23 protein-coding genes and 3 pseudogenes are annotated in these 24,032 nt (G+C 67.0%); 18 read left to right on the top strand and 8 right to left on the bottom strand.

Features of this window, described 5'->3' with window-relative positions; all coding sequences use genetic code 11:
• Window positions 1–626, top strand: a 626-nt coding sequence (locus ACWDGI_RS30280; protein ID WP_450764341.1) for a TRIC cation channel family protein, incomplete at its 5' end; no start/stop codon positions are given.
• Window positions 562–1,791, top strand: coding sequence for an IS701 family transposase (locus ACWDGI_RS30275; protein WP_450764339.1), 1,230 nt, complete (start codon window positions 562–564; stop codon window positions 1,789–1,791). The genes ACWDGI_RS30280 and ACWDGI_RS30275, both read left to right, overlap by 65 nt.
• Window positions 1,792–1,903: 112 nt before the next feature.
• Here ACWDGI_RS30275 and ACWDGI_RS30270 read toward each other — a convergent pair whose 3' ends face one another.
• A complete protein-coding gene (locus tag ACWDGI_RS30270) occupies window positions 1,904–2,683 on the bottom strand; it encodes a class I SAM-dependent methyltransferase (protein ID WP_450764337.1) in 780 nt (259 codons plus the stop codon).
• An 83-nt stretch (window positions 2,684–2,766) separates the two neighbouring features.
• Here ACWDGI_RS30270 and ACWDGI_RS30265 point away from each other — a divergent pair, with 83 nt between their 5' ends.
• A complete protein-coding gene (locus ACWDGI_RS30265; protein WP_450764335.1) occupies window positions 2,767–3,657 on the top strand; it encodes an AraC family transcriptional regulator in 891 nt (296 codons plus the stop codon).
• A 6-nt stretch (window positions 3,658–3,663) separates the two neighbouring features.
• Here the strand turns inward: ACWDGI_RS30265 and ACWDGI_RS30260 are convergent.
• The 3 genes and pseudogenes from ACWDGI_RS30260 to ACWDGI_RS30250 form a co-directional block, all read right to left on the bottom strand.
• Window positions 3,664–4,020 (bottom strand): annotated as a pseudogene (locus tag ACWDGI_RS30260) (transposase family protein); the annotation flags it as partial.
• Between the two features lie 668 nt (window positions 4,021–4,688).
• Window positions 4,689–5,312 carry a hypothetical protein gene (locus ACWDGI_RS30255; RefSeq protein WP_450764333.1) on the bottom strand — a complete coding sequence of 208 codons (624 nt, stop codon included), beginning with the start codon at window positions 5,310–5,312 and terminating at the stop codon, window positions 4,689–4,691.
• 346 nt (window positions 5,313–5,658) lie between these two features.
• The gene (locus tag ACWDGI_RS30250; RefSeq protein WP_450764331.1) at window positions 5,659–6,408 is read right to left on the bottom strand and encodes an SDR family NAD(P)-dependent oxidoreductase; all 750 of its coding nucleotides are present in this window, start codon (window positions 6,406–6,408) and stop codon (window positions 5,659–5,661) included.
• A 104-nt stretch (window positions 6,409–6,512) separates the two neighbouring features.
• Here ACWDGI_RS30250 and ACWDGI_RS30245 point away from each other — a divergent pair, with 104 nt between their 5' ends.
• Window positions 6,513–7,121 carry a TetR/AcrR family transcriptional regulator gene (locus tag ACWDGI_RS30245; protein WP_450764329.1) on the top strand — a complete coding sequence of 203 codons (609 nt, stop codon included), beginning with the start codon at window positions 6,513–6,515 and terminating at the stop codon, window positions 7,119–7,121.
• A 675-nt stretch (window positions 7,122–7,796) separates the two neighbouring features.
• Here the strand turns inward: ACWDGI_RS30245 and ACWDGI_RS30240 are convergent.
• On the bottom strand, window positions 7,797–8,549 hold the full coding sequence (locus tag ACWDGI_RS30240) for a TetR/AcrR family transcriptional regulator (RefSeq protein ID WP_450764327.1): 753 nt from the start codon (window positions 8,547–8,549) through the stop codon (window positions 7,797–7,799).
• A 273-nt stretch (window positions 8,550–8,822) separates the two neighbouring features.
• On the opposite strand from ACWDGI_RS30240, the gene ACWDGI_RS30235 reads away from it, so the two are divergent.
• The 9 genes from ACWDGI_RS30235 (at window position 8,823) to ACWDGI_RS30195 (ending at window position 16,379) form a co-directional block, all read left to right on the top strand.
• Window positions 8,823–9,779 (top strand): quinone oxidoreductase family protein, encoded by a 957-nt coding sequence (locus ACWDGI_RS30235; protein ID WP_450764371.1) that lies wholly within the window; start codon window positions 8,823–8,825, stop codon window positions 9,777–9,779.
• Between the two features lie 739 nt (window positions 9,780–10,518).
• Window positions 10,519–11,277: a maleate cis-trans isomerase family protein gene (locus ACWDGI_RS30230; protein ID WP_450764325.1), complete on the top strand. Its 759-nt coding sequence runs from the start codon at window positions 10,519–10,521 to the stop codon at window positions 11,275–11,277.
• Between the two features lie 27 nt (window positions 11,278–11,304).
• Window positions 11,305–11,943: a VOC family protein gene (locus ACWDGI_RS30225; RefSeq protein WP_450764323.1), complete on the top strand. Its 639-nt coding sequence runs from the start codon at window positions 11,305–11,307 to the stop codon at window positions 11,941–11,943.
• The gene (locus tag ACWDGI_RS30220) at window positions 11,943–12,191 is read left to right on the top strand and encodes a hypothetical protein (protein WP_450764321.1); all 249 of its coding nucleotides are present in this window, start codon (window positions 11,943–11,945) and stop codon (window positions 12,189–12,191) included. Before ACWDGI_RS30225 ends, ACWDGI_RS30220 begins: the two co-directional genes overlap by 1 nt.
• Window positions 12,188–13,420 (top strand): hypothetical protein, encoded by a 1,233-nt coding sequence (locus ACWDGI_RS30215; RefSeq protein ID WP_450764319.1) that lies wholly within the window; start codon window positions 12,188–12,190, stop codon window positions 13,418–13,420. The genes ACWDGI_RS30220 and ACWDGI_RS30215 overlap by 4 nt, the downstream gene beginning before the upstream one ends.
• 277 nt (window positions 13,421–13,697) lie before the next feature.
• A complete protein-coding gene (locus ACWDGI_RS30210) occupies window positions 13,698–14,183 on the top strand; it encodes a nuclear transport factor 2 family protein (RefSeq protein ID WP_450764317.1) in 486 nt (161 codons plus the stop codon).
• 164 nt (window positions 14,184–14,347) lie between these two features.
• On the top strand, window positions 14,348–14,590 hold the full coding sequence (locus ACWDGI_RS30205; protein ID WP_450764315.1) for a hypothetical protein: 243 nt from the start codon (window positions 14,348–14,350) through the stop codon (window positions 14,588–14,590).
• Between the two features lie 203 nt (window positions 14,591–14,793).
• Window positions 14,794–15,753: an MBL fold metallo-hydrolase gene (locus tag ACWDGI_RS30200; protein ID WP_450764313.1), complete on the top strand. Its 960-nt coding sequence runs from the start codon at window positions 14,794–14,796 to the stop codon at window positions 15,751–15,753.
• A 158-nt stretch (window positions 15,754–15,911) separates the two neighbouring features.
• Window positions 15,912–16,379, top strand: coding sequence for a nuclear transport factor 2 family protein (locus ACWDGI_RS30195; protein ID WP_450764312.1), 468 nt, complete (start codon window positions 15,912–15,914; stop codon window positions 16,377–16,379).
• Window positions 16,380–16,670: 291 nt separating this feature from the next.
• On the opposite strand, the gene ACWDGI_RS30190 is transcribed toward ACWDGI_RS30195, so the two are convergent.
• The 3 genes and pseudogenes from ACWDGI_RS30190 to ACWDGI_RS30180 all read right to left on the bottom strand — a co-directional run bounded on the left by ACWDGI_RS30190 (window position 16,671) and on the right by ACWDGI_RS30180 (window position 18,991).
• Window positions 16,671–16,817 (bottom strand): hypothetical protein, encoded by a 147-nt coding sequence (locus ACWDGI_RS30190; RefSeq protein ID WP_450764373.1) that lies wholly within the window; start codon window positions 16,815–16,817, stop codon window positions 16,671–16,673.
• Between the two features lie 142 nt (window positions 16,818–16,959).
• Window positions 16,960–17,175 (bottom strand): annotated as a pseudogene (locus ACWDGI_RS30185) (ATP-binding cassette domain-containing protein); the annotation flags it as partial.
• Between the two features lie 160 nt (window positions 17,176–17,335).
• The gene (locus tag ACWDGI_RS30180; protein ID WP_450764310.1) at window positions 17,336–18,991 is read right to left on the bottom strand and encodes a (2,3-dihydroxybenzoyl)adenylate synthase; all 1,656 of its coding nucleotides are present in this window, start codon (window positions 18,989–18,991) and stop codon (window positions 17,336–17,338) included.
• Between the two features lie 720 nt (window positions 18,992–19,711).
• Here ACWDGI_RS30180 and ACWDGI_RS30175 point away from each other — a divergent pair.
• From ACWDGI_RS30175 to ACWDGI_RS30155, 5 genes and pseudogenes are all read left to right on the top strand, one after another.
• Window positions 19,712–20,238 (top strand): annotated as a pseudogene (locus ACWDGI_RS30175) (SDR family NAD(P)-dependent oxidoreductase).
• Window positions 20,239–20,426: 188 nt separating this feature from the next.
• Window positions 20,427–21,296, top strand: a complete 870-nt coding sequence (locus tag ACWDGI_RS30170; protein WP_450764308.1) for a helix-turn-helix domain-containing protein — start codon at window positions 20,427–20,429, stop codon at window positions 21,294–21,296.
• A complete protein-coding gene (locus tag ACWDGI_RS30165) occupies window positions 21,251–22,105 on the top strand; it encodes an NADPH-dependent F420 reductase (RefSeq protein WP_450764369.1) in 855 nt (284 codons plus the stop codon). Before ACWDGI_RS30170 ends, ACWDGI_RS30165 begins: the two co-directional genes overlap by 46 nt.
• Before the next feature lie 393 nt (window positions 22,106–22,498).
• Window positions 22,499–23,182 carry an SDR family NAD(P)-dependent oxidoreductase gene (locus ACWDGI_RS30160; protein WP_450764306.1) on the top strand — a complete coding sequence of 228 codons (684 nt, stop codon included), beginning with the start codon at window positions 22,499–22,501 and terminating at the stop codon, window positions 23,180–23,182.
• 237 nt (window positions 23,183–23,419) lie between these two features.
• A complete protein-coding gene (locus ACWDGI_RS30155) occupies window positions 23,420–23,884 on the top strand; it encodes a nuclear transport factor 2 family protein (protein WP_450489247.1) in 465 nt (154 codons plus the stop codon).
• Window positions 23,885–24,032 lie beyond the last annotated feature (148 nt).

Below are 24,032 nucleotides of genomic sequence, written 5' to 3'. Positions count from 1 at the left end.
TGTTCGACCTCTCCGACGCAGCAGCGCTGGGGCTGTTCAGCGTCACCGGCACGATCAAGGCACTCACGCATGGCTTCAACGTTCCCGCCGCGGTCGCGCTCGGATGCGCCAGCGCCGTCGGCGGCGGCGTGCTCGCCCAACTCCTCGCCCTCGAACAGCCGACGCTGCTCCGCTGGAACCGCGATCTGTACGCACTGCCCGCGTTCGCAGGCGCCACCTCGACCGCTCTGCTGTACTTCACCGGATTACTGAACGTCGGCACCGCCATCGGCGCCTCACTGTTCGCCTTCGGACTGCGGCTCCTGGCCCTGCACTACAACTGGCGAACCCCACGTGCCCACTTCTGGCGCAATCCGTTCGCAGGCATGCGGCAGCAGTCACCAACGGTGAACCCGGACACGGGCTCAGCACCGTCGCCATCCACAGAAGCAGATACGATCACGCTCCGCTTCCCTGGATGGGATACAGGCACCCTGCCCGCCTCGGCGACCGAAACAGTCAGACTGCCGCGCATCGAGGCGCGGCCGCTCCCGCACCGCAACGACCGCGTCGTGCCCCCGGTTGAGCTCCCGGGATCCGGTCGGGACCCGCGATTCCTCCTCCGTCGGGCCGCGCGACGAGAGTAGAGGGAAGGAGACCAGACCTCACAGGGAGATCCGGGGGCGGTGGCTTCGGCGAAGAACCGAAGAAGACAGGGTGAGTGAGCGTCTGTCTGACCTGGGCCGGAAGAACGGCTGGACGATGGCCGGGCGAGCCGGGCATGCCACCCCGCACCGGATCCAGAGGTTTCTGGGCGAGGCGTCCTGGAGCGCGGACGGACTGCCGGCCGAGGTGCAGGCTTACGCGGCGCGGGAGTTGGGGGATCCGGGCGCGACGCTTGTGCTGGACGACACCCAGGTGATCAAGAAGGGTGACAAGTCCGTCGGGGTCGGCCACCAGCACTGCGGGACGACCGGTGACGTCCGCAACTGCCAAGTCATGGTGATGCTCACCCATGCCGCCGCGAGTGGCCACACCTGCTACGACCGGCGTCTGTACCTGCCGCAGTCCTGGACCGGCGACCGTGAGCGGTGCCGGGAGGCCGGAGTCCCCGACGAGGCCGCCTTCGCCACCAAGCCGCAGCTGGGCATCGCCATGCTGCAGGGCGCGGTGGCCGGTGGGCTGCCGTTCTCCTGGGTGGCTGCCGACGCGGACTACGGCAAGGACCCCGCTCTGAGGTCCTGGCTGCGGCACCGCGCGCCCCCACCGACGCCCGGGCAACGGCCCGGGACCGCCGCCGGGCCAGGCATACGTCGGGGCCGGTGTCGGCGACCGCCGCCCTCAGGGCATCCGCGCGGCGGTCAGGAGATCAGTTCGGCCCACTCGGCCTGCCCCCATGGCCGTGGTCAGCCCCTGAGCAAGCCGCGCCGCGACGATCGCCTTCAGCAGCCCGACCGCGTCACCGGTGGCCGACTGGTCGCATTCGTCGTCGGCCACCACCGCGCGAGCGCGTCCAGCGACACGATCTGCGACGCCGGATGGCAGCGACCGACCGAGGGTCGACTTGCCCGATCTGGACGCCCCGATCAGCAGCACCGGGGCCGGCTCGTCCAGGCCCGGCATCGGGCGGTCGCCGACCCCGTGCTGAGCCGTCTCGCCTGTCGTCACCGGTGCGCTCACCTCTTGGGTCATCGGTCCGGTCACGTTCGCCTGGCCCGCCGCGACGCTATCGCAGCGCGAGCCGGACCAACCGAGTTATCAACAACCCGAAAGGGGATGGTGATGCTCGTCCACAGCCCAGAGAATGGATGAGCTCGGTCGGCCCGGACCCCTATGAAGGACCGCTGCAGTGCTCGGATCGGTAACTCGCCGAGCACCGCCCGGCCCGCTTCACCATGGTGAAGCGACGGCCACGTACGTCACCTCATTCGGGTACCCGAGCGTAGGCCACGTTGAAGACCAGCTCCGGGCGCGGGACGCGGCCGGTCTCGATCCGGCGGGTCCGGTCGATCATCGCGGTTTCCAGGGTGGCTCGCTGGGCAGCGGTCAACGAACGGAACGGCGGCAGCTTGACGTAGAACGAGGAGAACTCCCAGAAGACGTCGTCCGCCGCGGGGAAGAGATAGTCGGCCGTGGACGGCTTGACGCGTACGTCGAGGAATCCCGCTCGGGTGACGGCGGCGGCCAGCTCGTGCGCGTCGACGTAGTCCACGGGAACGTCCAGCGGGGGCTCGGCCGACTCGAAGAGCACCCGCATGATCGGGGACATGGACGACTGGGCCCAATGCACGATCGCGACCGTGCCGCCCGGGCGCACCACCCGGCGCAGCTCTGCGAGCGCGGCCGGGACGGCGTCTCTCAGGTACATCACGGTGAACACGGAGAACGCCGCATCGAAGGCGTCGTCCGGGTAGGTCATCGCGGTGACGTCCATCAGCTCGGCGGTGCTGCCCGGGAACGGCGCCAGACGCCCGGTGACGTACGTAGTGAGGATCGGCGCGGTGTCGATCGCATTCACCCGGTACCCGCGCTGGGCGGCGGCCTCTGCCAGCGGGCCGGTGCCGGTGCCCACGTCCAGCACCCGGGCGCCCGGCGGTAGCGCGCACTCGTCCAGCAGTTGGTTCGCGATGATGGTTGTCGTCGGTTCAACCCACTGCACGGTGGCCGGCAGGCTGATGTCGAAAACGTTCACACTGTTGTTCATGCCGGTAACTCAACTAGCGGCCGGGCGGTCGGGACATGCTCCGCCGGGACCGATGCATACGCGCTCGGGCTATCGTGGGCGTCGTGGATCTGCTCGCGGAAGTGATCGCCAATGTCCGGGTTGGGCGCGCCGAGTCGTGCATGATCCGCCGGACGGGGGCGTGGGGCATGCGTTATCCGGCGTTCGACGTCAGCGGATTCCACATTCTGACGAAGGGCAGCGGCTGGTTGATAACGGCCGGAGGCGAGCCTCAGGCCCTGACCGAGGGTGACGTCGTGCTCAATCCATCCGGGGTCGAGCACGGGCTCAGCCACGCCTCGGCGAGCATCGAGCATCTGCCTGCGGCGCACCTGGGCGCCGACCAGCCGGACGGTGATCCGGTCGAGGCCGAGTTTCTCTGCGGTGCGTACTGGCTCGACCATGGCTCGCTGCCGCAGTACCTGCGGGCGCTGGCGGGGATCGCCGTAGTGTCGACGGACGGTCCGCATCTGCGATCGCTGGTCGGCCTGCTCACGGCCGAGGTGTCCGACCCCCGGCCGGGTTCCGGCGCGACCCGCCCGGCGCTGATCGAGTTGATCCTCACGTACGCGCTGCGTGACGAGCTGGCAAAGCAGCACGACCCCCGCCTGCCGCTGGTCGGTGACCCGGTGATCGCCGCCGCGCTGGCCGAGCTGCACCGCCGGCCGGACCGGCCGTGGACCGTGCACGAGCTCAGCGCGGCCGTGGGCACGCCGCGACGGGCGCTCACCCAGCGGTTCGTCGCGGCGGTCGGCCAACCGCCGATGGCGTACCTGACGGATTGGCGGCTGGCCTGCGGTGCCCGCCTCCTGCGGGAGACGACGGCGCCGCTGGCGGCGATCGCCCGCCAGATCGGCTACTCCACGGAGTTCGCGTTCGGCGGAGCCTTCCGCCGCAAATACGGCATTGCGCCGGGCCGCTTCCGGAGCGCCACACTCAGCGACGCGACTCAGTGAGCCTTTTCAGCGTTGCTGCTCCAAGGTGAGAACCGCTGCTGCGATTGACGTCATTCGATTCGGGCTGCACCGGGACTTGCGGAAGATCCGCCACGACTTCAGCCGCGCGACACCACGCTCGACCGGTGCCCGTGCCGCGGACAGCGCGCGGTTGACGGTCTGTTGGGTGGGGGTGAGCCCGCGGCCCGGCGGGCGTCTGAGGGGTGTCGTCACCCGCGGGCCGGCTCCCATGTAAGCACGGTCGGCGAGGATCGGGACGCCCTGGCCTTCGCAGATCCGGATGATCCGGTGGGTGCGGGCCGCTGTGAGGTCGTGCGCGCGGCCGGGCAGCACGGGCGAGATCCACAGCCGGCGTGAGGCAGGGCCGCCGTGATCGCGTCAAGGTGCGATTCAACCGTGCCTTGCAGGCGGCGGGCACTGACATTGAGTTCCTGGACGTGCAGGTCAGCAGCTCGATTGATGAGCGCGACCGCAGCGGGAGTATCGATGCGGGAACCCTTGCTGAGAGCGAAGGCCAGCCGCCCCCATGGCTCGGCAGCCGCGCTTACGCCGATGGCGGTGCTGCCCAGCAGCGTGCGGCGCTTCACGTCGTCCCGGTCCCCTTCTTCATGGACGTTCTCCATCCTCCGCCCCCCTTGACAGACTTCGATCACGCGCCACTGGGGCGCGACGGTGGTCGTCGGCAGAGGGCTGCCCTGCTCGACCAGTTGTAGGGCGACGTCGATCCGGCCGGTGGCGATCAACCCGCGCAACCGGATCTCGTGCAGTGCATACGGGTTGAACAGCGAGGTGTGCTCTGTCTGGTTGAGGAGTCGGTCGGTCTCCTGCGTCACCTCGTCGAACAAGGGCTGGTTGCGGAGCGTGCCGGTGGCACGAGCAAGGAGGGGGAGTGCAGCCGCCCGCGCATCCTGACTCGGTGCAAGGGCAACAGCTCGGGGACGCGGGGGAACGGCCGATCACGCTCCCCGCGCCGGGGTCTGGGTTGGCCCGATGGCCAGGCCGGGCTGGCCATCGGGCCCATCGGGTGGTGGCTATGGGGTGGTGGGGAGGTCGTCCAGGGGGTGGATGGTGTAGGCGCGCAGGCGGCGCACGAGTTGGGAGGCGAGGAACCAGCGCAGTCCTGGGTGCCCGTAGAGCGGGGGAGTGTCGTTGGCGGGCAGGGCTTGCAGCCCGTCGTGGCTGTAGTGGTAGGGGGTGCCGATGACGCCATACAGCGGTGCGCTGCGGGTGAGGAACACCAGCGGCCGGCCTGCGAGGTGAGGGCATTGTTCGGCCGCCACGGGGGCGAGCGTCCGGCACATCGGCGGCTGCGCGGTCCGCACCACCGCGTCCGTCGGCCGCACCTCGTTCGGCCCGGCGAGGAAGAGGTAGCCGCTTGGGGTGCGGGCGGGCTGGGCGCAGACTTGGCAGCGCAATAGTTCCATGCACTCGCGCTGCCGGGAGGGGTGCACCATCCGCCAACGTGGTCGCCCGGTGGGCCAGTTGTCCTCGCTGATCCTTTGGGAGCAGCGGCCCCACAGCACGCCCCGTAAGTCCCGGTCTCCTTCCGCCTCGTCTCGGTAGCCGAGGTGCAGGCGCCCGTCCGGGCCGTAGGTGCCGCGCAGCGAGGCGAGGTAGTCGGGCATCTCGCCCTCACGGCCGGTGATGTAGGGCACCAACCGCGTGCTTGGGCTGGCGGGAGGGGCATGCACGCGAGGGGTTTCCATCGATGGAAGGCGTGGACAGGGCTGAGCTTGTTCCTTATCTACCGATGCAGTGTCGACAAGACCGGCAGGCGCCCTGAGACTCGCAAGACCATCGGCAAGCCTGGAAGACATCAACAAATGAGGAACAAGCCAAGGACGGTTCGTCTTCGCAACGGTGCTGCGCCGGGCGGCGAGCCGAGTTCACGGCCGATGAACCAGGTTGGCGGGCTTTGACGGTCGGCTCAAGTCTCTGCGGACAGCCGGCAACGGCAGCGCGTCACCTCCGGCACAGGCGTCGCCCAGTCGCGTAGTCGCGTCAGATCTGGTTCTCGCCGCCGTCTACGTACAGGTTGGCGCCCATCATGTAGCTGCTGTCCGCGGAGGCGAGGAAGGCGACCGCGGCGGCGACCTCCTCCGGGCGTCCGATCCGGCCGATGGCGAGCTTCGAGCCGATGTCCGCCTTGAAGGCGGCCGAGTTCTCCTCGCCGACGAGTTCGGTGATGCCGGAGGTGTCGATGGGCCCGGGCGAGATCGCGTTGACACGAATGCCCCGGCTGCTGAGTTCGTTGGCCCAGGTCCGCGCGAAGGACCGGACGGCGGCCTTGGACGCCGCGTACGCACCGAACGCCGGTGTGCCGTTGTCGGCGGCCGTGGAGGCGTTCAGGATCACCGAGGCGCCGGCGTTGAGGAGAGGGAGAGCCTTCTGCACGGTGAGGAGCGTGCCCTTGACGTTGACCGCGAAGATGCGGTCGATTTCCTCGGCGGTGGTCTGCTCCAGCGTCGCGAACGAGGCGGTGGCCGCGTTGGCGAACAGCACGTCCAGGCCACGCCCCCGGTCGCGCACCGTCTCGTACAGCCGATCCAGATCGGCCGGGTCGGTGATGTCGCCCGGCACCGCGGTGACCGCGGAGCCGATGGACTCGACCGCGTCCTTCAGTTCGGCCTCGCGTCGGCCGGTGATGAACACGTGCGCCCCCTCGGCCACCAGCCGTGCAGCGGTGGCCCGGCCGATCCCCCGTGTGCCTCCGCCTGTGACAACAGCCGTCATGCCTTCGAGCGTTCCCATGATGTGACCTCTCCATATTTCTGTTCTGTTCCGAACGGAACAGAACGTCAATGAGACCGTAGCACTTCTGGTCCGGTCAGAACAGAAGGAGTAGGATCGGCAGCGTGGAAGCTACGAGCAGGGCACCGATCGGCCGACCGCGAGGGTTCGACACCGACGAGGCCCTGCAACGGGCCATGGTCGTCTTCTGGGAACACGGCTACGCCGGCGTCAGCCTCACCGACCTGACCCGGGCCATGGGAATCACCAAGACCAGCTTGTACGCGGCCTTCGGCAACAAGGAAGACCTCTTCCGAAAGGCCCTCGAACGCTACGCCGAGGGGCCCGCCTCATACAGCACCCGCGCACTGCAGGAGCCCACCGCCCGAGAGGTGGCCGCCGCCTACCTCGCCGGCTCGGTTCATGCCTCCACCCTGGCAGGCTGTCCGGCCGGATGCCTCGGCGTCCAGGGCTTCCTGGCCGCAGGCCACCTCGGACAGGACGTTGCCGACGAGCTCGCCGCATGGCGCAACGACGGCCGAGCACAGCTTCGCGACCGCTTCCAACGAGCCATCGACGAAGACGACCTGCCCGCCGGCACCGACCCGGACGCCCTCGCCCACTACCTCATGACCATGGCGAACGGCATCGCAGTCCAGGCGGCCACGGGCGCCACCCGCGACGAACTCCAACGGGTCGCGGACGCCGCCCTTCACAACTGGCCACCCGCCTGAACCTGCCCCAGCAGTTCCAGCAGTGCGTGAAAGCCCGCACCTCATGCGCGGGTACGGTGCCACCGTCGCCGGGGATGGCATGGAGGATGCGATCGTGCGGACACTGCACCTGAACGAGTTGTCGTCGACGACGCATCAGGCGTATCTGGTCGGCGACCCCCAGCCGATTCCCGCGGAGGATCTCGTGGAGATCGCGAGGCCGCTTGAGGAGACTCGGGCGCGAGGAACAGCGGGCGGGAACCTCGGAATGCTCGCCACCTATCGGTGCTACCGGCGCCTTGCCGCGGAGCGATCTTGAAACGTCCACCGGGTTCGGACTGAACCACTCGTCGTACGGGGCCGGTGGACGGGCTTGCGCGCCGCCATCCCGGTCGCACACCGACCGGCAATATCCGACGGGCCCACCTGCGCCCATACCGTTCGGCCCCGCTCGTGGACTCCGCGAGCGGCGCCGAACCCGACCTGCGAACAGGGATCGCACCGCGCTCTACGCCGCCGACAGATCCCAGGTAGGTGTTTGTGCGCGCCGCACTGGGTCGAAGCCGCGCAAGCGGACAACGTCCGCCGGGCGTGGTCTCTCCGGTTGTGACAAAGAGGCACCCCGATCGCCATGAACGGGGGAGCGGGCCTGCCGGAGGGCGGCCTGATGCGTGGTCAGCGGCGCGGTTTCCCTGGCTATTGGTCGCGGTCGAGTGCCTGCTCAAGCCGATCGAGGTCCTGGCGCAGTTGGGCGAGTACGTTGCGCGTGCTCAGGGCGGTCTCGGAGGCATGCTCGACGCGTTGCACGCTCGCAAGGGCAAGGTCGGCCAGTTGGTCGGCGATGGAATCGATCGAGTCCGCTCCGCCCGGCTTGTACCACCAGGCCGCCCAGTTGGAAGTCCCGAAAGCGCCGAGCGCCGCGACGCGGGGGTTCACCGGCCTGAACTCGCCTGCCTCGATCCCTTCCTCGATCACTGCGGCAACGGTGTCGATCGACTCACGGCTGCTGGTGGTGAGCTTCTGGGCACTCTCCGGTGACAGCTCTGCTGCCGATTTGATGAGCACGAGGAATCGGGCGGTGTGGGTGAGCACCCACCTGACGTTCTGACGAATCATGGCGTGCAGGCGCTCGGACGGGCTCAGGTCGGGCTGCTCAGCGATGATCTTGAGATCACGGGCCGGTCCACTGACGCTCTCGTCGATCAGGCGGTCGAGCAGATCCTCCTTGCTCTTGAAGTAGTAGTAGAGAGCGGGCCGTTTGAGCCCCATGGCGTTCGCGACATCCTGCAGGCTCGTTCCCGCGAACCCTCGCTCCGCGAACAGGCGCGTCGCGTGCTCAAGTACCTCGTTCTCCATGAGCTGTTTGCGCGGAGAGGCTGCCGGCGCCCCGTCGGTCGGGGGAGTCTGCCGCCGGGCCGACTTCTTGGCCGGGGTGGGATTCTTCGCCATGGCGTCATCCTACGGGCTGGTGCGGCGGCGTATGTCAAAAATTCGACTCCTCCGCGCAGGCCCTGGGCAAGGTTGAAAGGTTTCTGACCGTGGCGGGGGAGGTGACCGGAATGGTGACGCCGTGTCGGCGCGTGTCGTCGAAGGGGGCCGTTCGTGTTCGCGGATCCCGCCCACGGCGGCTTCGACGGTGCGCAACGGGTCACGGCGCCCTTCTCGGCGGCCATCGCAACTTTGAACTTGCGAGTATATTATTTGACGCGTACGTTGGTCGTTATGAAGGTGATTGTCATCAACGAAGCAGGGGGACCGGAGGTGCTGCAGCTGCGTGAGCGGCCGGCGCTTCGTCCGGGTCCAGGGGAAGTACGGGTCGATGTGCGTGCGGCGGGGGTGAACTTCTTCGACACCGCCATCCGCAGGCAGGCGCTGACCGATGTGCCGGGCGCGGAAGGCTCCGGTGTGGTGGTGGAGGTGGGCGAGGGTGTGCGTGAGTTCGCCCCGGGTGATCGTGTCGCGTGGCTGACGATCAACACCTTCCAGAGCTACGCGGAGCAGATTGTGCTCCCCGTCGAAGGTGTCGTCGCGGTGCCCGACGCCATCGACGACGAGACGGCCGCGGCCGTGCTCCTGCAGGGGCTGACCGCGCTGCACTTCGCCACCGTCTCGCACCCGGTGCAGCCAGGGGAGGTCACGCTTGTCCATGCGGCCGCCGGCGGGGTGGGGCTGCTGCTCACCCAGATCATCAAGGCACGCGGCGGCACTGTGATCGGTCTGGTGTCGCGGCCGGAGAAGGTCGACCTGGCTGCCGCCGCCGGCGCCGATCATGTCCTGGTATCCACCGGTGACGCGTTTGTGGACCGGGTGCGCGAGATCACCGGTGGTGAGGGTGTGCACGCGGTGTTCGACGGCGCGGGCGCGACGACGTTCGCGGCATCACTGCAAGTGCTGCGCGCGCACGGCACTCTGGTGTTCTACGGGCCGCTGATCGGGGATGTGCCCACCATCGCGATGAACGACATTCCTCGCAGCACCCGCCTCACCTATGGTGTGACGGAGGATTACATCCGCACGCGTGAGGAACTCACCGCGCACGCCGCCGAGCTGTACTCGCTCGTCGAGAAGGGTGATCTGGTCGTCCGTATCACCGGCCGTTACCCCCTGCCGGAAGCAGCCCAGGCCCACGCGGACATCGAGTCCCGCAAGACCACCGGAAAGCTGCTCCTCATCCCTTGAGTGGAACGCGGTCATGCATCGCGGGAACGACCTCGCGGGCGCGAGCGGGCGTGAGTGGAGGGGCGGCGGTTCTCGAAGGCCTCCGGCTGGGGGAGTGCGGGCCCGCAGGTCCATGCGGCTGCTCCGGAGAGCCGTCCCCCCTGTGTCAGGGGGAAGCGTCGCCTTCCTCGCGTCGGACGGCGCCCAGGCGTTGACCGGCACGGTCCTCGTGGTCGACGGCGGTATTCACACGCGCTAGTTGTATTGATCACAAGCGTTGACAACGCTTGTGATCAATACAACTAGTTCCTGCTGAGCCGGGCGACGACGAACCCGGAATGCGGCCCCCGTGTCGTGTACCTGTGCCTTCGTGCCAGGGGCGGCGGAGCCGACGGCGGAGCGCTGAACAAGCCCTGTCGCTCCAGTCCAGGAGGTACCTTTTACGTTCCGGCTCGCCATTCGGCACGGCCTCCGGAGGAACGCCCGGGTGAGTCGCACGGACTTGCGGATCCGATCGACCGCAATCGGTCCCGCCTCCGTCCCCCCCGCCGGGCGAGAAGCCTGCCGCGCGACCGTGGATAGTCGGTGCGCCATCCGCGACGGGCACGTACCCATGCTTCCGGCGCCCTGGTCAGGGCGCCCTTCGACCACTTATGACCGGCAAGGGTGCTCGGCCGCTCAACGTTCTTTACGGTAGCGTTGACTTTTAATCGCAGAAGTTGAAACCTGCAAGGTGTACATCGAGTTGAAAGGAAACGCGATGAAGCATGTGCAGGTGGGTCTCGTGGTGCCGAGTTCCAACGTCACCGTCGAGACGGAGTTGCCGGCGATCCTCTCCCGGCATCCCGGGGCATCGTTCTCGTTCCACTCCTCGCGGATGCGGATGGCCAAGGTGTCGCCTGAGGGCCTCGCCGCCATGAACGCCCAGCGTGAGCGCTGCATCATCGAACTCGGTGACGCCTCGCCCGACCTGATCCTCTACGCGTGCCTGGTCGCGATCATGGTCGGCGGCCCAGGCGAGCACCGCCGCGTCGAGGGACTGGTGGCCGAGCAGTTGGCCACCGGGGGTTCCGAGGCGCTGGTCCGCTCCAGTGCGGGCGCGCTGATCGAGGGCCTGCACGGCCTGGGGGCTCGCCGGATCGCCCTGGTGATGCCCTACATGCGGCCGCTGGCCGAGCAGGTCGTCGCGTATCTCGCAGCCGAGGGCTTCGACATCGCCGACTGGCGCGCGCTGGGGGTCGAGGACAACCGCGAGGTCGGCTGCATTCCCGGAGACCGGGTGATGGAGGCGGCCCGTTCTCTGTACCTCGACGGTGTCGACGCGGTCGTGATCTCCGCCTGTGTCCAGATGCCGTCGCTCCCGCTCGTCGAGGCCGCCGAGCAGGAACTCGGCGTGCCGGTGATCTCCGCGGCGACGGCAGGCGCCTACAGCATCCTCAAGGCCAACGACCTCCCCCTCACCATCCCTCAGGCCGGGTTCCTGCTGCGCTCCGACGCCACCCTTGCCCCGTCGGTCTGACGACAGACCCTTGTCAAGGAGTCCACTATGAACGAACTCAACAACCAGCACCTCGTCGCGGGAGTCGACCACGTCGCCTTCCCGACGTTCGACCCGGTCAACACGGTGAAGTTCTACCGTGATGTCCTCGGCTTCCCGGTCGTGCATTCCATCTGCGCAGCCGGCTGGGGCCCGCAGGACCACCCGGACTTCATCCACTTCTTCTTCGACATCGGCAACGGAGACCGCATCGCGTTCTTCTACTACTTCGACCTGCCGAAGCCTGACACGACTCTCGGCTCCGGCGATGTCTACGCCCGCTTCCCGGAGAGCACACCGGAGTGGTTCGTGCGTTCCCGCCATCTCGCGCTCCACGTCGACTCCGAGGAACACCTGCTGGAGTACCGGCGCCGGCTCGACGCCAGCGAATGGCCCGTCGAGATGCAGATCCAGCACGAGACGATCGAGTCGATCTACACCCACGACCCCAACGGCTACTTCTTCGAGATCACCAGGGCGCTGCGGCCGGTGACGCCCCAGGAGGACCTGGACGCCGACCTCACCATCGAGGCCCTGATCCAGATCGCCGAGGAGCCCGGTCACTCGATGGACGACCTGCTCGTCCGCAAGGCGGAACTCATCGTCGAACGCGCCCCGAAGTGGGCCGCCACTCAGGAGGCGCGCTGATGGGGCACCGTCTCTTCCTGCTCGACGTGCCGGAGAACGTCCCGATCGCCGCAGTCGCACGGGACCTCTCGGACGTCGAAGTCGGCAAGATCGGGCCCTACTTCGTGATCGAGTCCGACGCGCCCATCGCCATCGACCGGCAGGCGACCGGGGTACGGCACGCCGTCTGGTACAGCTGCATCGCGGGCCTGGACGGCTGGCGTATCGCGCAGTGGGACAAGGACACCCTGACCACGGAGGCACGATGAACGCCGACAGCCGCCGGCTGGGTGCCGGCCGCTACACAGCCGCCGTCGCCGAGCCCGACGGCATCACGACCTCGGTCCACCAGCTCAGGACGTCGGATCGCGCGCAGGTGACCGGCGTGCTGCGCCGTCCGGCGGGGGCGCGCACCGTCGTCAGTCTGATGCACCCGCGTCAGGATGTGACCTACCACGCCCTCGTCCCCTACCTCCTAGCCGCCGGGCTGGCCGTGTGGACACAGGGGACCCGGTCACCCAACAACGACCTCAATCTGCTCCACGAGCAGGCCATCATCGACTTCGCCGCCGGGCAGGTGTTTCTCCGCGAGTTCGGATTCGCATCAGTCGTGCCCCTGGGACACTCCGGCGGCGGCACGCTGGGCGCCTTCTACATCCAGCAGGCGGAGCTGGCGCCGGGTGAGCGGCTGGCGCGTACGCCGTCGGGCCGGCCGGTCCCCCTGGCCGATACCGACATGCCGGTGCCGAGCGGGTTCGTCGCGCTCGCGCCGCACCCCGGCCAGGGCGCGCTGCTGCAACGCGTCATCGACCCGTCGGTGGTCGACGAGGCCGACCCGCTCTCGCGGGATCCGGAGCTGGACGCCTTCAACCCGGCGAACGGCTTCGTCGACGCCCCCGGATCCTCGCGCTACCCCGCCGACTTCGTCGAGGCGTACCGCGCGGCACAGCGGGACCGGGTGGCCCGCATCGACGCGGTTGCGGCGGAGCTCGTCGCGACGCGCCGGCGTGCCAACGCGGCTTTCAAAGCCTCGGACGAAGCGGCCGATCGGCGTGCCGCCCTCGCTCCGGCTCTGATCACCGTCTATCGCACCGACGCCGATCTGCGGAACGTCGACCTGAGCCTCGACGCCAACAAGCGCCCCTACGGATCGCTGTTCGGCAAGCGGCCCGACCTCACCAACCACGGGCTGGTGGGCTTCGGCCGGCTCTCGACCGCGGAAGCGTGGATGTCGACCTGGAGCGCCACCACGACCAACGCCGACTTCCTGCGGTGCGCGGCCGGCATCACCGTGCCGATGCTTCTCCTGGAGTTCACCGGTGACCAGGCGTCCTTTCCTGCGGACATCGCGCGCTTCACGGCGGCCATTCCGAGCAAGGACCTCAGCGTCGGGGCGGTCGACGGCACCCACTTCGGAGGCCGGCTCGCTCAAGGCGAGCCGACCGGCAATGAACTGGCGGCATCCCGTATCGCCGCCTGGATCGCCGAGCGCTTCTGAGCCCCCATCGGCGACGGCCCTGACCCGGCGGGCTTCGCCGCGCACAGCCCGTAGCAGCACATTCGGCTCCTGCCCCGGCCCTGAGCGGCCGGAAGGCCCTTTCTCGGCTCCGGCGCCACCTGCCGGGCACAAACATGTGTTCCCGCGGAGGACCGAGCGTGTTCTACATAACAGACCGATTATTGACGACGCAGTTGAGCCCTCCCTAGTCTCGCACTCACTGTCCGACCTGACGCGGGCGATGAGTCGCCGCGTGACGCGAGGAAGGCGCATCAGCATGGATTCCGTCGAGGCGATTCCGCCTCTTGTCGACCGCGCGAACATCATCGATGTCGCCGCCAAGTTCGCGGCCAGCCTCGATCTGAAGCGTTGGGACGACTACGGAGCCTGCCTCGCCGACGAGATCGAAATCCACATGCCGATCATGGGCGGCTGGGTCACCATGCGCCGTGAGGAACTGGTAGCGATCGTCGACCCGGTTTACGGTCAGATGGATGCTTGCCAGCACATCAGCGCCAACCACCAGGTGACGGTCTCCGGATACGAAGCGACCTGCCTGGCCACACTGAACGCCACCCATTGGCTCAAGGAAGAAGCCGGCGAGAGATTCCAGCGTGAAGTCGGCTGCTACGAGTATCGGTTGGTCCGGTCGGACGGCTGGAAGATCATTCGCAAGCTGATGACGATTTCCTGGGCCGAGGGCAATACGGAGGCCTTGAGACGGGTGCAGTCGAACGCCGCCATGCCGACGGCCCAGGTCTAGCCGGGTGGGCGGTGCGATGCGCACCGCGCGGCCCGGCCTGAAAGCCCTCCCGCGGGCGGATGTCGGCCTCCTTGCGTGGGGCCGCACCAGTGATTGCACCGACGATTCGACGCACGCGTCAGACGATGAAGTTTTTGTTCCGACGAATGAAAGCAGGTAAGGCCGTGCCCAAGTTCGACCCACTGACGGGAACCCAACGCTTCTACGACGCCGAGAACGAGTTCTGCCGTGCCGAGCCGGGGAAGCGGGACATCCGGCTGATGCTGAAACCTGTCACGTTTGGTGCACTTCTACAAGGACACGGCCGCCATCGTTTCGACAAGTCGGTAGTCGGCGCCTCAGTCGCCCAGGAGGATCGCCGCCGCCGAGGGGAGTGTGCCGGTTACGGAAGGGCTTACGCCGTGTGATCGGCTCACGGGCACCCTACGCTGGTGGCATTGTTGCAGGTCAGCGATGCCCTGGGTGCGCTGAGTGAAGGTGCGATGCGGGTAGGCGCGCCCATATTGAGCTTCAGGGGGTGACACCGCTTGCGAACGCATCGATTGCGCTAAACAAATATGTCAATTATTTAACTTTATAGTCCATGCGGCTCGGATCGAGAGGGTGTGCCATGCGCACATGGCAGGTTGGCAAGTTCAAGGTGACTGAGGTCCCGGAGCTTCAGATCGAGGTCGGTCTGCTGGACGGGCTCATCGCCGAGGCGACGCCGGAGGTGGTTCGGGGAATCGACTGGATGTATCCGGACTATGCCAACGAAGCCGGTCAGACCCTGTGGGACATTCACTCCTACGTGGTGGACACCGGTGAGGCAGTGGTCCTGATCGACGCCGGTTGCGGGAACGGCAAGAGTTATCCCATGCAGCCGATCTGGAGCGGACTGGACACTGCCTTCCTGGATCGGCTCAAGGAGGCGGGTTACGGGCGCGACGACATCGACATCGTCCTCTGTACGCATCTGCATCTCGACCACGTCGGTTGGTGCTCGATGCAGGATGCCGAGGGCCGCTGGGTTCCCACCTTCCCGAATGCGCGACTGATGCTCGTCAGGGACGAGTACGAACGCCATCTCGCCCACATCATCCCCTCGGACGGCGCCGGCACGCATGGTGACGCGGATGACGACGTAGACCTCATTGCCCGGGCTTTCCTGGCCGACGCCGAGAGTCTGTCCATCCAGACGCAGCTCATCCAGGACGAGTCGTTCCAGCCGGTCATCGATGCCGGGCTGCTGGAGTTGGTGCCCGCGGACGCCGAAATCGTGCCGGGTGTCCGCTACGAGTCGACGCCGGGTCACACATCGGCGCACCACAGCGTGCGGTTGACCTCGGAGGGAGACTCCGCGTTCGTCACGGGTGACTTCATCCACCACCCGATGCAGATCGCCCGTCCGGAGTGGAGCTCGCAAGGCGATTGGGACGTCGACGCCTCGGCGCGGAACCGGCGGGCCTTCTTCGAGAAGGTCGCCGGCACGGATCTGCTCATCCTCGGCACTCACTTCACCGGGCCCGGTGCCGGCTACATAGTCGAGGACGGCGAAGGGTTCCGTCTGACCGGAGCGAAGCCCGAATAGGCGCACAGACTCAAGGACGGGAAGGCGCGGAGCACGCCCACCACGAGCGACCCGCCCTTCCCCGCGTACCGGAGTGGTGCGTACCGGAGCAGTGCCGCGGCGCATGGTGATCACACGCCGATGGAGAATCTGATGAAGCACGTGACGGAGGAGTGAACGTGTCGGACAAGGCCCTTCTTGAACGGATCGTCGCGGTTGAGGACCGGCTCGCGATCATCGACGTCCTCTGCAGATACGCGGTGAGCATCGATCGCCACCGGTGGGACGACTTCGCCTCGTGCTTCGCCGACGAGATCGACCTCAATGTCATCCGTACGAGGAGGTGGGTCCGCTGGGAGCGGGACAAACTTCTTCAGACCGTGCGGCGGGTCTTCGAGTCGTACACGGCCACGCAGCACATCAGCGCCAACCACCAGATCACGATCGAAGGTGATGAGGCGGTGGCATGGTCGACCCTGAACGCCACCCATTACATCAAAGACTTCCCGGGCGGAGAGTTTCAGCAGCAGGTGGGCTACTACGAGTACCACCTCGTCCGTGACCAGGGGTGGCGCATCACCAAGGTTCGCCAAGTCGAGCACTGGCAGCGGGGTAACCAACACATCTTCGACCGCACGGTTGAGTGAACGTCAGCGTCGGCAGCTGATCGAGTACGGCGAAGGTGACCGCGGCCCGCTGCCCGGCCGCAGCACCGGGTTCCGTGCAGCGGCATCGGATTGGCCGGTTGGTGCGCAGGGCGGCGGTACGGTTGGCAGCGGCCGGCGGCAGCCGTCTTCGGCGCCGTCGGCGCGGTGGTTGGGGTTGGGCGGTGGCTATGGCGCCGCGTGGACGGGTTACGAGCGCTCGGCCTGTGGATAATGCGTGCGGTACAGCCTTCCTCATCGGTGTCTCTCCTTGCTCAGCGGTTTCGTGCTGCGTCAGCCGATGGCCGCCGTGGGCGAGCCGCGGTCCGCGAGAGCCCGTGCGAAAACCAGCTTTTGCTGGTTGCCGCCGCTGAGTTCGGACACGTCGCGGTCCGGGAGGTCGCGTGGGACCACCGCGAAGATTTCGCTGATGTCGCGCACCGCTCGGGTCTCGCGGCGCGGGCGCCGGAAGCCGGTGCGCGTCCAGGCCCCGAACTCGCGGCGCGTCGGCAACAGGTTCTCGCGGATTCCGAGGCCTGCGAAGAGGCCCTCGCGTTGCCTTTCCCCGGGTGGGTACGACGGTGCACTTGTCCCGGGTCAGGCTTTCGGGCTTCCCAAGGCCCAGCTGTCTGCCCTTGAGCGTGGCCGAGCCACCCGTGGGTTTCTGGTCGCCTACCAGTACCTGCGCCAGCTCGCGCGTTCCACTGCCCACCAGGCCGCAGATGCCGAGTACTTCACCGGCCCTGACCTCGAAGGAGAGGGGGTTGGGCAGTTCCGGGGTCGTCAGATCCCGAACCACGAGGTGCGACGCCGCGGACGCCTCCTTGCCGGTGACACGCGGCAGTGGCTGCGGATGCGAGTCGGAGCCTCACGGACATGAGTCGCCCCGCTGACGTCGGACGAGGCGGAGCCCCCCATGCAGGACGACCTGCATGGGGGGCTCCGCCTCGCGGGTCAGATCACCGTTCGCTTGCCACCTTGGCGGCGATGTCGCGGTGGAGGGACTTCTTGTCGAGTTTCCCGATCGGGGTCTTGGGCAACTCCGGGAGCCATTCAAGCCGCTCGGGCCACTTGAACTTCGCCAGTGAGAGTGAGTCGAGGTGCTCCTGCACCTCCTGCATGGTCAGGGGCTCGTCGGCTGTGACGAGATAGGCGCAGGCTCGCTCACCAAGGCGTTCGTCGGGCATTGCCACGACGGCGGCGGCGACGATTCGAGGGTGTTTCAGGAGGAGGTTCTCGACCTCCTCGGCGCTGATCTTCTCGCCGCCGCGGTTGATCAGGTCCTTCAGACGGCCTTCGACCGAGATGCTCCGCTCACCACCGATGGTGCGGGCGGCCACCAGATCTCCGGTGCGGTAGAAGCCGTCCGAGGTGAACGCAGTGGCGTTGATGTCGGGGGCGTCGAAGTAGCCGCGGATGGTGTAGGGCCCGCGGGTCACCAGCTCGCCGACGGAGCCGTCCGGCACCTCTTCCTCGGTGCCGGGCTTGAATACGCGGAACTCGTCGTACGGCGAGTTCGGGACGCCGACCGTTGTCAGACGGGCCTCACGGGTGGAGGCGGCGGTCGACGCGGCGAAGAAGCCCTCACCCATGCCGAAGGTCTGACCCACCCAGATGCCCCGGCTGTCAAAGGCCTCGAATACATGCATGGGCACCTTGGCTCCCGAGAGCAGCACCCGCTTCATCGAGGCCATCGCCTCATCGAAGAGCGGGTGCTCGACGATGTTGTAGTGGCCGTGCCCGATGAGCACGTTGGTGGTCTTCTCACGCGCGACGAGCGGGAGTGCCTGGTCGAGGACCGCGGTCCCGAGCACCAGAGTGCCACCGACGCTGTGGACGGCGTGCAGCCCGCAGGTGACGCCCGCGTTGTGGATGATCGGAATCAAGTGGGCCGTACGGGTGCTCTCGTCCCAGCCGCCGGCTTCGGCGAACACGCGGGCGTTGTACCAGTACTCGGCGTGGAGCCGCGGGATGATCTTCGGCACACCGGTGGTGCCGCCGGAGAGCTGGAAACAGGCGATCTCATCCGGGTCGATCGCCGCCTGAATGGCAGCGACCCGCTCCCGGGCGAGCACCGGATCGGACTCGCTGATGAGCCGCTCGATCGCGGTGCCGGGTGCATCGGCGGGAGCGCCCGCGGTGAGGACGTACCGCATCGTCGGGTGGTCGACCTGCTGCTCGACGGCGAAGGCCACCAGGTCGAAGCCCGACGGACGCGACTCGACCAGATGGGCCACGGCGCCGACTTTCCGGCTGATCGAGCCGATCTCGTGGGCACGGTGAGCTGCCAGGGTGCATACCGGAATGAGGCCGGCTTTGAGCATGCCGTACCACGAAATGATCGAGTGCAGCCGGTTCGTCATCTGGACGAGGACCCGGTCGCCTGGAACAAAGCCGAGGTCGGCGAAGCCGAGAGCGAGCCGGTCACTGGCTACGTCCAGCTCGGCGTAAGTGAGTGACCCCTCCTCGGCGACTACGGCCGGGTGCAGGGCCCGCCTGGCAGCGACCTCATGGAACTCCGCACCTATGGGGAGAGTGCCCCACAATCCGGCGCCGCGGTAGCGCTCCACAACGTCGGCGGGCAAAGGAATGAGCCGTCCAGCCCAGTCGATCACCGATGCCTCCTGTTTTGTCGGCCCTTCAATTCTGCTACCCCTGCAACGGTAACCGTCGTGGACTATAACGTCAAAAGATTAACGGTCTTGTCGATTCGGTGGACCGGGCTGCGGCGCGTGTCCTCTGTGGCGAGGCGGACGAGGCGTCTGCAACCTCCAGAGGCAGAACACTTGGGGCGGCGGTGAGTCCGAGGGAGCGCAGGTGATCGAGGGGCTGTTCGCTTCGCGCGACTTGAGTCTGCGGTCGGGCGGACGGCTCGTGGGTCGCTCGTGAGCAGTCTGTGGCGTGTGTCGGCTGCCCGCTGGGCTCGATGCCTTCGCCGGTGGTGGGCTCGCTGGTGGTGTCCCCTGGACTGCTGGGTGCGTGGCTGGTGGACGGCTGCGGCATGACTTCGGCTGGGGCGGATGAGCTGGATGCGACGCGGATTGGCACCTCTTCGCCTTCGCGTCCGATCCGGTCGGGCGGCAGGAGAACACGTCGCCTGCTGGTGACACCTTCATGAGCTGAGGCCCCGTGAGGTGACCCCTTCGTGAGCAATGTGCGATGGGGTCGCTGGGGCTGCGACCGCGTGTTCTCCCTGTCGGAACACGCGTTGACATGACTAACACCCACTCCTACTGTTGACGCAAGTGTCATTTATTAAACGTACCCATTGAAGGGAGAGGCTATGAACCCGTTCTCTCAAGGGCAAGGTGGCTGTGGTCACCCTCTACGACGTCATGAGGGAACAGGCGGGTCGGATCGACGTCCTCGTGGCCAACGTCGGCCTCGGGGTCATCGCACCGTTGGGCACGACCACGGAGGAGCACTTCGACACCATCTTTGCGGTCAACGTCAAGAGCATCGTGTTCACCGTGCAAAAGGCCATGCCACTTCTGTCGCGAGGTGCGTCGGTGATCCTGCTGGGGTCGTCCACGTCCCGACGGCGGACCCCGGCTCGGAGGTGTACGGAGCCAGCAAGGCAGCAGTGAGGCATTTCGCCCGCAGTTGGGCTCGCACCACAAGAGAGCACGGATTCCGAGTCAACCTGTTGAGCCCCGGGCCCATCAAGACGCCCGGCCTGCTCGGGACGGTGCCCGAGGAGCAGCAGGCCGACGTCCTCAAGCAGTTCGCCGACGCAGTTCCGGTCGGCAGGATCGGTGAGCCCGAAGAGGTCGGAGAGGTGGCGCTGCTCCTGGCGTCGGAAGCCACGACCTACGTCAACGGCGCCGAGTGGTTCATCGACGGCGGCTACGCGCAGATCTGATTCCGCTCGCTCGGGACAGCTCGTGCGGAATGGAACCGGGCTGACACTGGTTCAAGCTTCCTGGACCTTTCGCGTGCGACCAGCCCCATGCGGGCCGGCCTCCTCGTAGGGGTCCGACGAAGAGACCCCGGGAGGGGGGTGCGACAGGGCCCCCTATATGCGCCATATAGCGAACTATGGTGAGTTGCGTGAACGAGAAATCGAATCCTGTGGGTGCTTTTCTACGGGCGCGTCGGGAACTTGTGACACCGGAGCAGGCAGGCATCCCCGCCGGTGGCGCACGACGTGTGCCTGGTCTGCGTCGCGAAGAGGTGGCGATGCTGGCCGGTATCAGCGTCGACTACTACCTGCGCCTGGAACGAGGTCGCGATCGCAACCCGTCGGTCCAGGTGCTGGAGTCCATAGCGCGCGTACTGCAACTCGATGACGAGCATCTGAAGCACCTGCTGTCTCTGGCCTGTGAGACTCCGCGCGCGCGTCGTCGCCGCCCGCGTACGGAGACGGTGCCTCCCGGTGCGCTCAAGCTGCTGGACTCGCTCGTTCAGCCGGCCTTCATCGAGGGGCGGTACTTCGACATCCTCGCCGCGAACGGCTTTGCCGGGGCCCTTGATCCGGGGCTGACCGTGGGCAGGAACCAGTTGAGGGATCTCTTTCTCGATCCGGCCGAGCAGGCGCAGTACCCCAACTGGGAATCCATGACGGAGTGCTTCGTGGCCAACCTGCGGCAGGCAGTCGGCACCGACATCGACGACCCGCGGTTCATCGAACTCACCGGTGAACTGTCGCTGGCAAGCCCGCGATTCAGCCAGCTCTGGGCGCGCCACGAGGTCCGCGCACAGTACGGCACACAGGTGCGGTTCAATCATCCGCAGGTCGGTGAGCTGAGCATGAACCGGGAACGCCTGGCGATCAGCGGTACCGAAAGCCTGATGCTGGTCATCTACCACGCCGACGCCGGGTCCACCGACGCTGACAAGTTGTCACTTCTCGCCTCCGCGGATATGCCGGCTCGATACACCCGACACGAGGGTCAGCAGGCTCAACTGAGCAACAACTGAGGCGGACGAACCGGCTCGGCCACTCGCCGGCGCGTGGTGCGCGATGCGCCGAGTCATCGCGCCGGTCAAGCGCGCCCAGTAGCGGCATCACCCGCAGAAGGAAGATACGCATGACAACCATCGGGATCCTCGGCTCTGGCCAGGTCGGCCGCTCGATCGCCCGCGCAGCCATCATCCACGGCTACGACGTCGTGATCGCCAACACACGAGGACCGCACACCTTGACGCAGCTGGCCGAGGATCTGGGCGCACGGGTCCGTGCCGCGACAGCGGCGGAGGCTGCGGCGGCCGGCGACTTCGTGGTCCTTGCGTTCCAGTACACACGCGGCGAGAAGCTGCCCGTCGAGGAGCTTGCGGGCAAGGTCGTACTCGACACCAACAACTACATGCCTTGGCGCGACGGCAGTTATCCGGAGGTCGATTCCGGTGCGAAGACCGTCCATGAATTGCGTCAGGAGACGCTGCCCGCCTCGAAAATCGCCAAGGCCTTCACCCACGTCCAGCACCACCCGCGCCCGAACGCTCTCCCCGACGCTCTTCCCGGTCTGATCCAGTTGGCCAGGCCTGCCGGCGCGCCGGACCGCAAGGCCCTGGCGGTTTCCAGCGACTACCGTGAAGCCGTCGAGCTCGTCACCAAGCTGTTCGACGAGTTCGGGTACGACACCGTGGACAACAGTCCGTTGAGTGAGTCATGGCGCAGCGCTCCCGGGACGCCGATGTGGAGGCACATCGTGGAGGGACAGACCCGGGAGCAGTTGGTCACCAACCTGAGCCGCGCAGTGCACCCGTCTCACCAGCGCCTGCGCTGAAAACACAAAGCCGGTCGATTCGGCTCACCTGGTTCCCGAGCCTCTCCGACCAGCAGCGTCGACACCGCCTTCCGTGCACGATCGGTCCCGCACGATCAGCCCTGCCCGACCGTGCTCTGCCCGACCGGGGCCTTGCACGACCGGGCCTTCGCGCGTAACCCGATCTCGCCCCGGAGGCCATTCAGGCCACTCGATTCCCCTGCGTCGCCAGGCCGCGTGAAGCGGGCAGAGGGACTGTCGACCCTGACTCAAGAGGGCCCTGGGCACGTCGGTGTGACGTGCCCGGCGTTCAGCAAACACATGGCGACGCCCGCAATCACCCCGGCTACAGCCACAGGAAACCCCGTACGGCAGCACAACACCTGCAGCCACGACAGATCGGAGAGTACGACCATGACCATCACATTGATCACCGGCGCGAACAAGGGGATCGGCTTCGAGACGGCCAAACAGCTTCTGGAGCTGGGACACGTGGTCTACATCGGCGCCCGAGACGCTGAGCGGGGTGAGAAGGCCGCAGCCCAACTCGGAGCACGATTCGTCCAGCTTGATGTGACGGACGAGGCGTCGGTGGCCAGCGCGCTGACAACCATCGACGCCGCCGAAGGCCGGCTAGACATCCTGGTGCACAACGCGGGCATCCTTGAGACAGAAGTGAACGGCCCCGCGGCCCTGAGATCGTTCGACACGAACGTGGTGGGAATCGTGCGTGTCACGGAGGCGGCACTGCCACTGCTTCGCAAGTCGTCCAATCCCAACGTCGTCACCGTTTCGAGCAGCATGGGATCGTTCTGGGCGGTGACCAATCCCGAGCGTCCTGAATATGCGATGCCGCTTCACCTGTACGCGGCATCCAAGTCGGCCGTGACCATGCTGACGCTGCAGTACGCCAAGTCCCAGCCGGGCATCAAGTTCAACGCCCTTGAGCCCGGCACCACTGCCACGGACATGACCGCCGCTTTCGGAATCGGACGGCCCGTCACAGAGAGCGCCCGAGTCGTCGTGCGCCTTGCGACACTCGACTCGTCCGGTCCGACGGGAACCCTTCAGGATGAGGCAGGGGAGCTTGCCTGGTAGGCATGCGCGAACTGGGTCCGTTTCCAACCGCCTTGTCCGGAACAGGGATTGCCGGCTGTCGGGCCTGGGTGATGTCGGGAGTATCACCCTGCCGGACCGGGCCGCCAAACGGCACTCGCCCCTGGTTCCGGCGAGGACCTTGCGTATGCATGCGGCTCCCGTCGCGCGGTCAACCCTGATGCGGGCCGGTCCGGCGGATGCGACACCCACCCCAGCAAACCCCTTCGGATACCCGGAATGGAACAGAGGCAGGTCACGGCAGTGTTGATCAGCAATGTGGACGATGAAACGCTGGCTCAGCGGCACGAAACCGTCAGAGAGTTCTTCAGGCGCGTGGACCGGGCGGACCCGGGTTTCGGGGATCTCCTCACGGGTGACATCGAGTACTACTTCCCCAAGTACGGTTTTGGGCACGGCAAGGAGGCCATCGCCGAGCTGGCTCGACGCCTGGATCTGCAGACCCTGGAACACGACATCGAGGGATTGGACATCATGACGAGCGGCGATCGCGTGATCGTCGAGGGACGCGAATGGGGTACCACCCGCGACGGCAAGCCCTGGCCCGACGGTAAGGTTTCGCTGGGTCTCTTCTGCAACGTCTTCACGTTCCGCGGCCACCTGATCAGCAAGATCCACGTCTATACGGACCCGGACTTCACCAGCAGCCACGAGGAGAGGATCCAGCAACTTCATCACGGCTGAGGAGTCCCAACAGATGGAGGCCCGGTTTCCGAACCGGGCCTCTTCTCGTCAGGTACGCGCGGAGCGGCGGCGACCCACCCATGCGGCCCCGTTGCGGACTGATGCGTGCGCAACCGGTCCTGAGTGCACGTGAAGCCCTCAGGAGGGT

The organism is Streptomyces sp. NPDC001220, assembly GCF_053597895.1.
The sequence above is the reverse complement of the archived record's forward strand: the minus strand, read 5'-3'. Positions and strand labels throughout refer to the sequence as shown.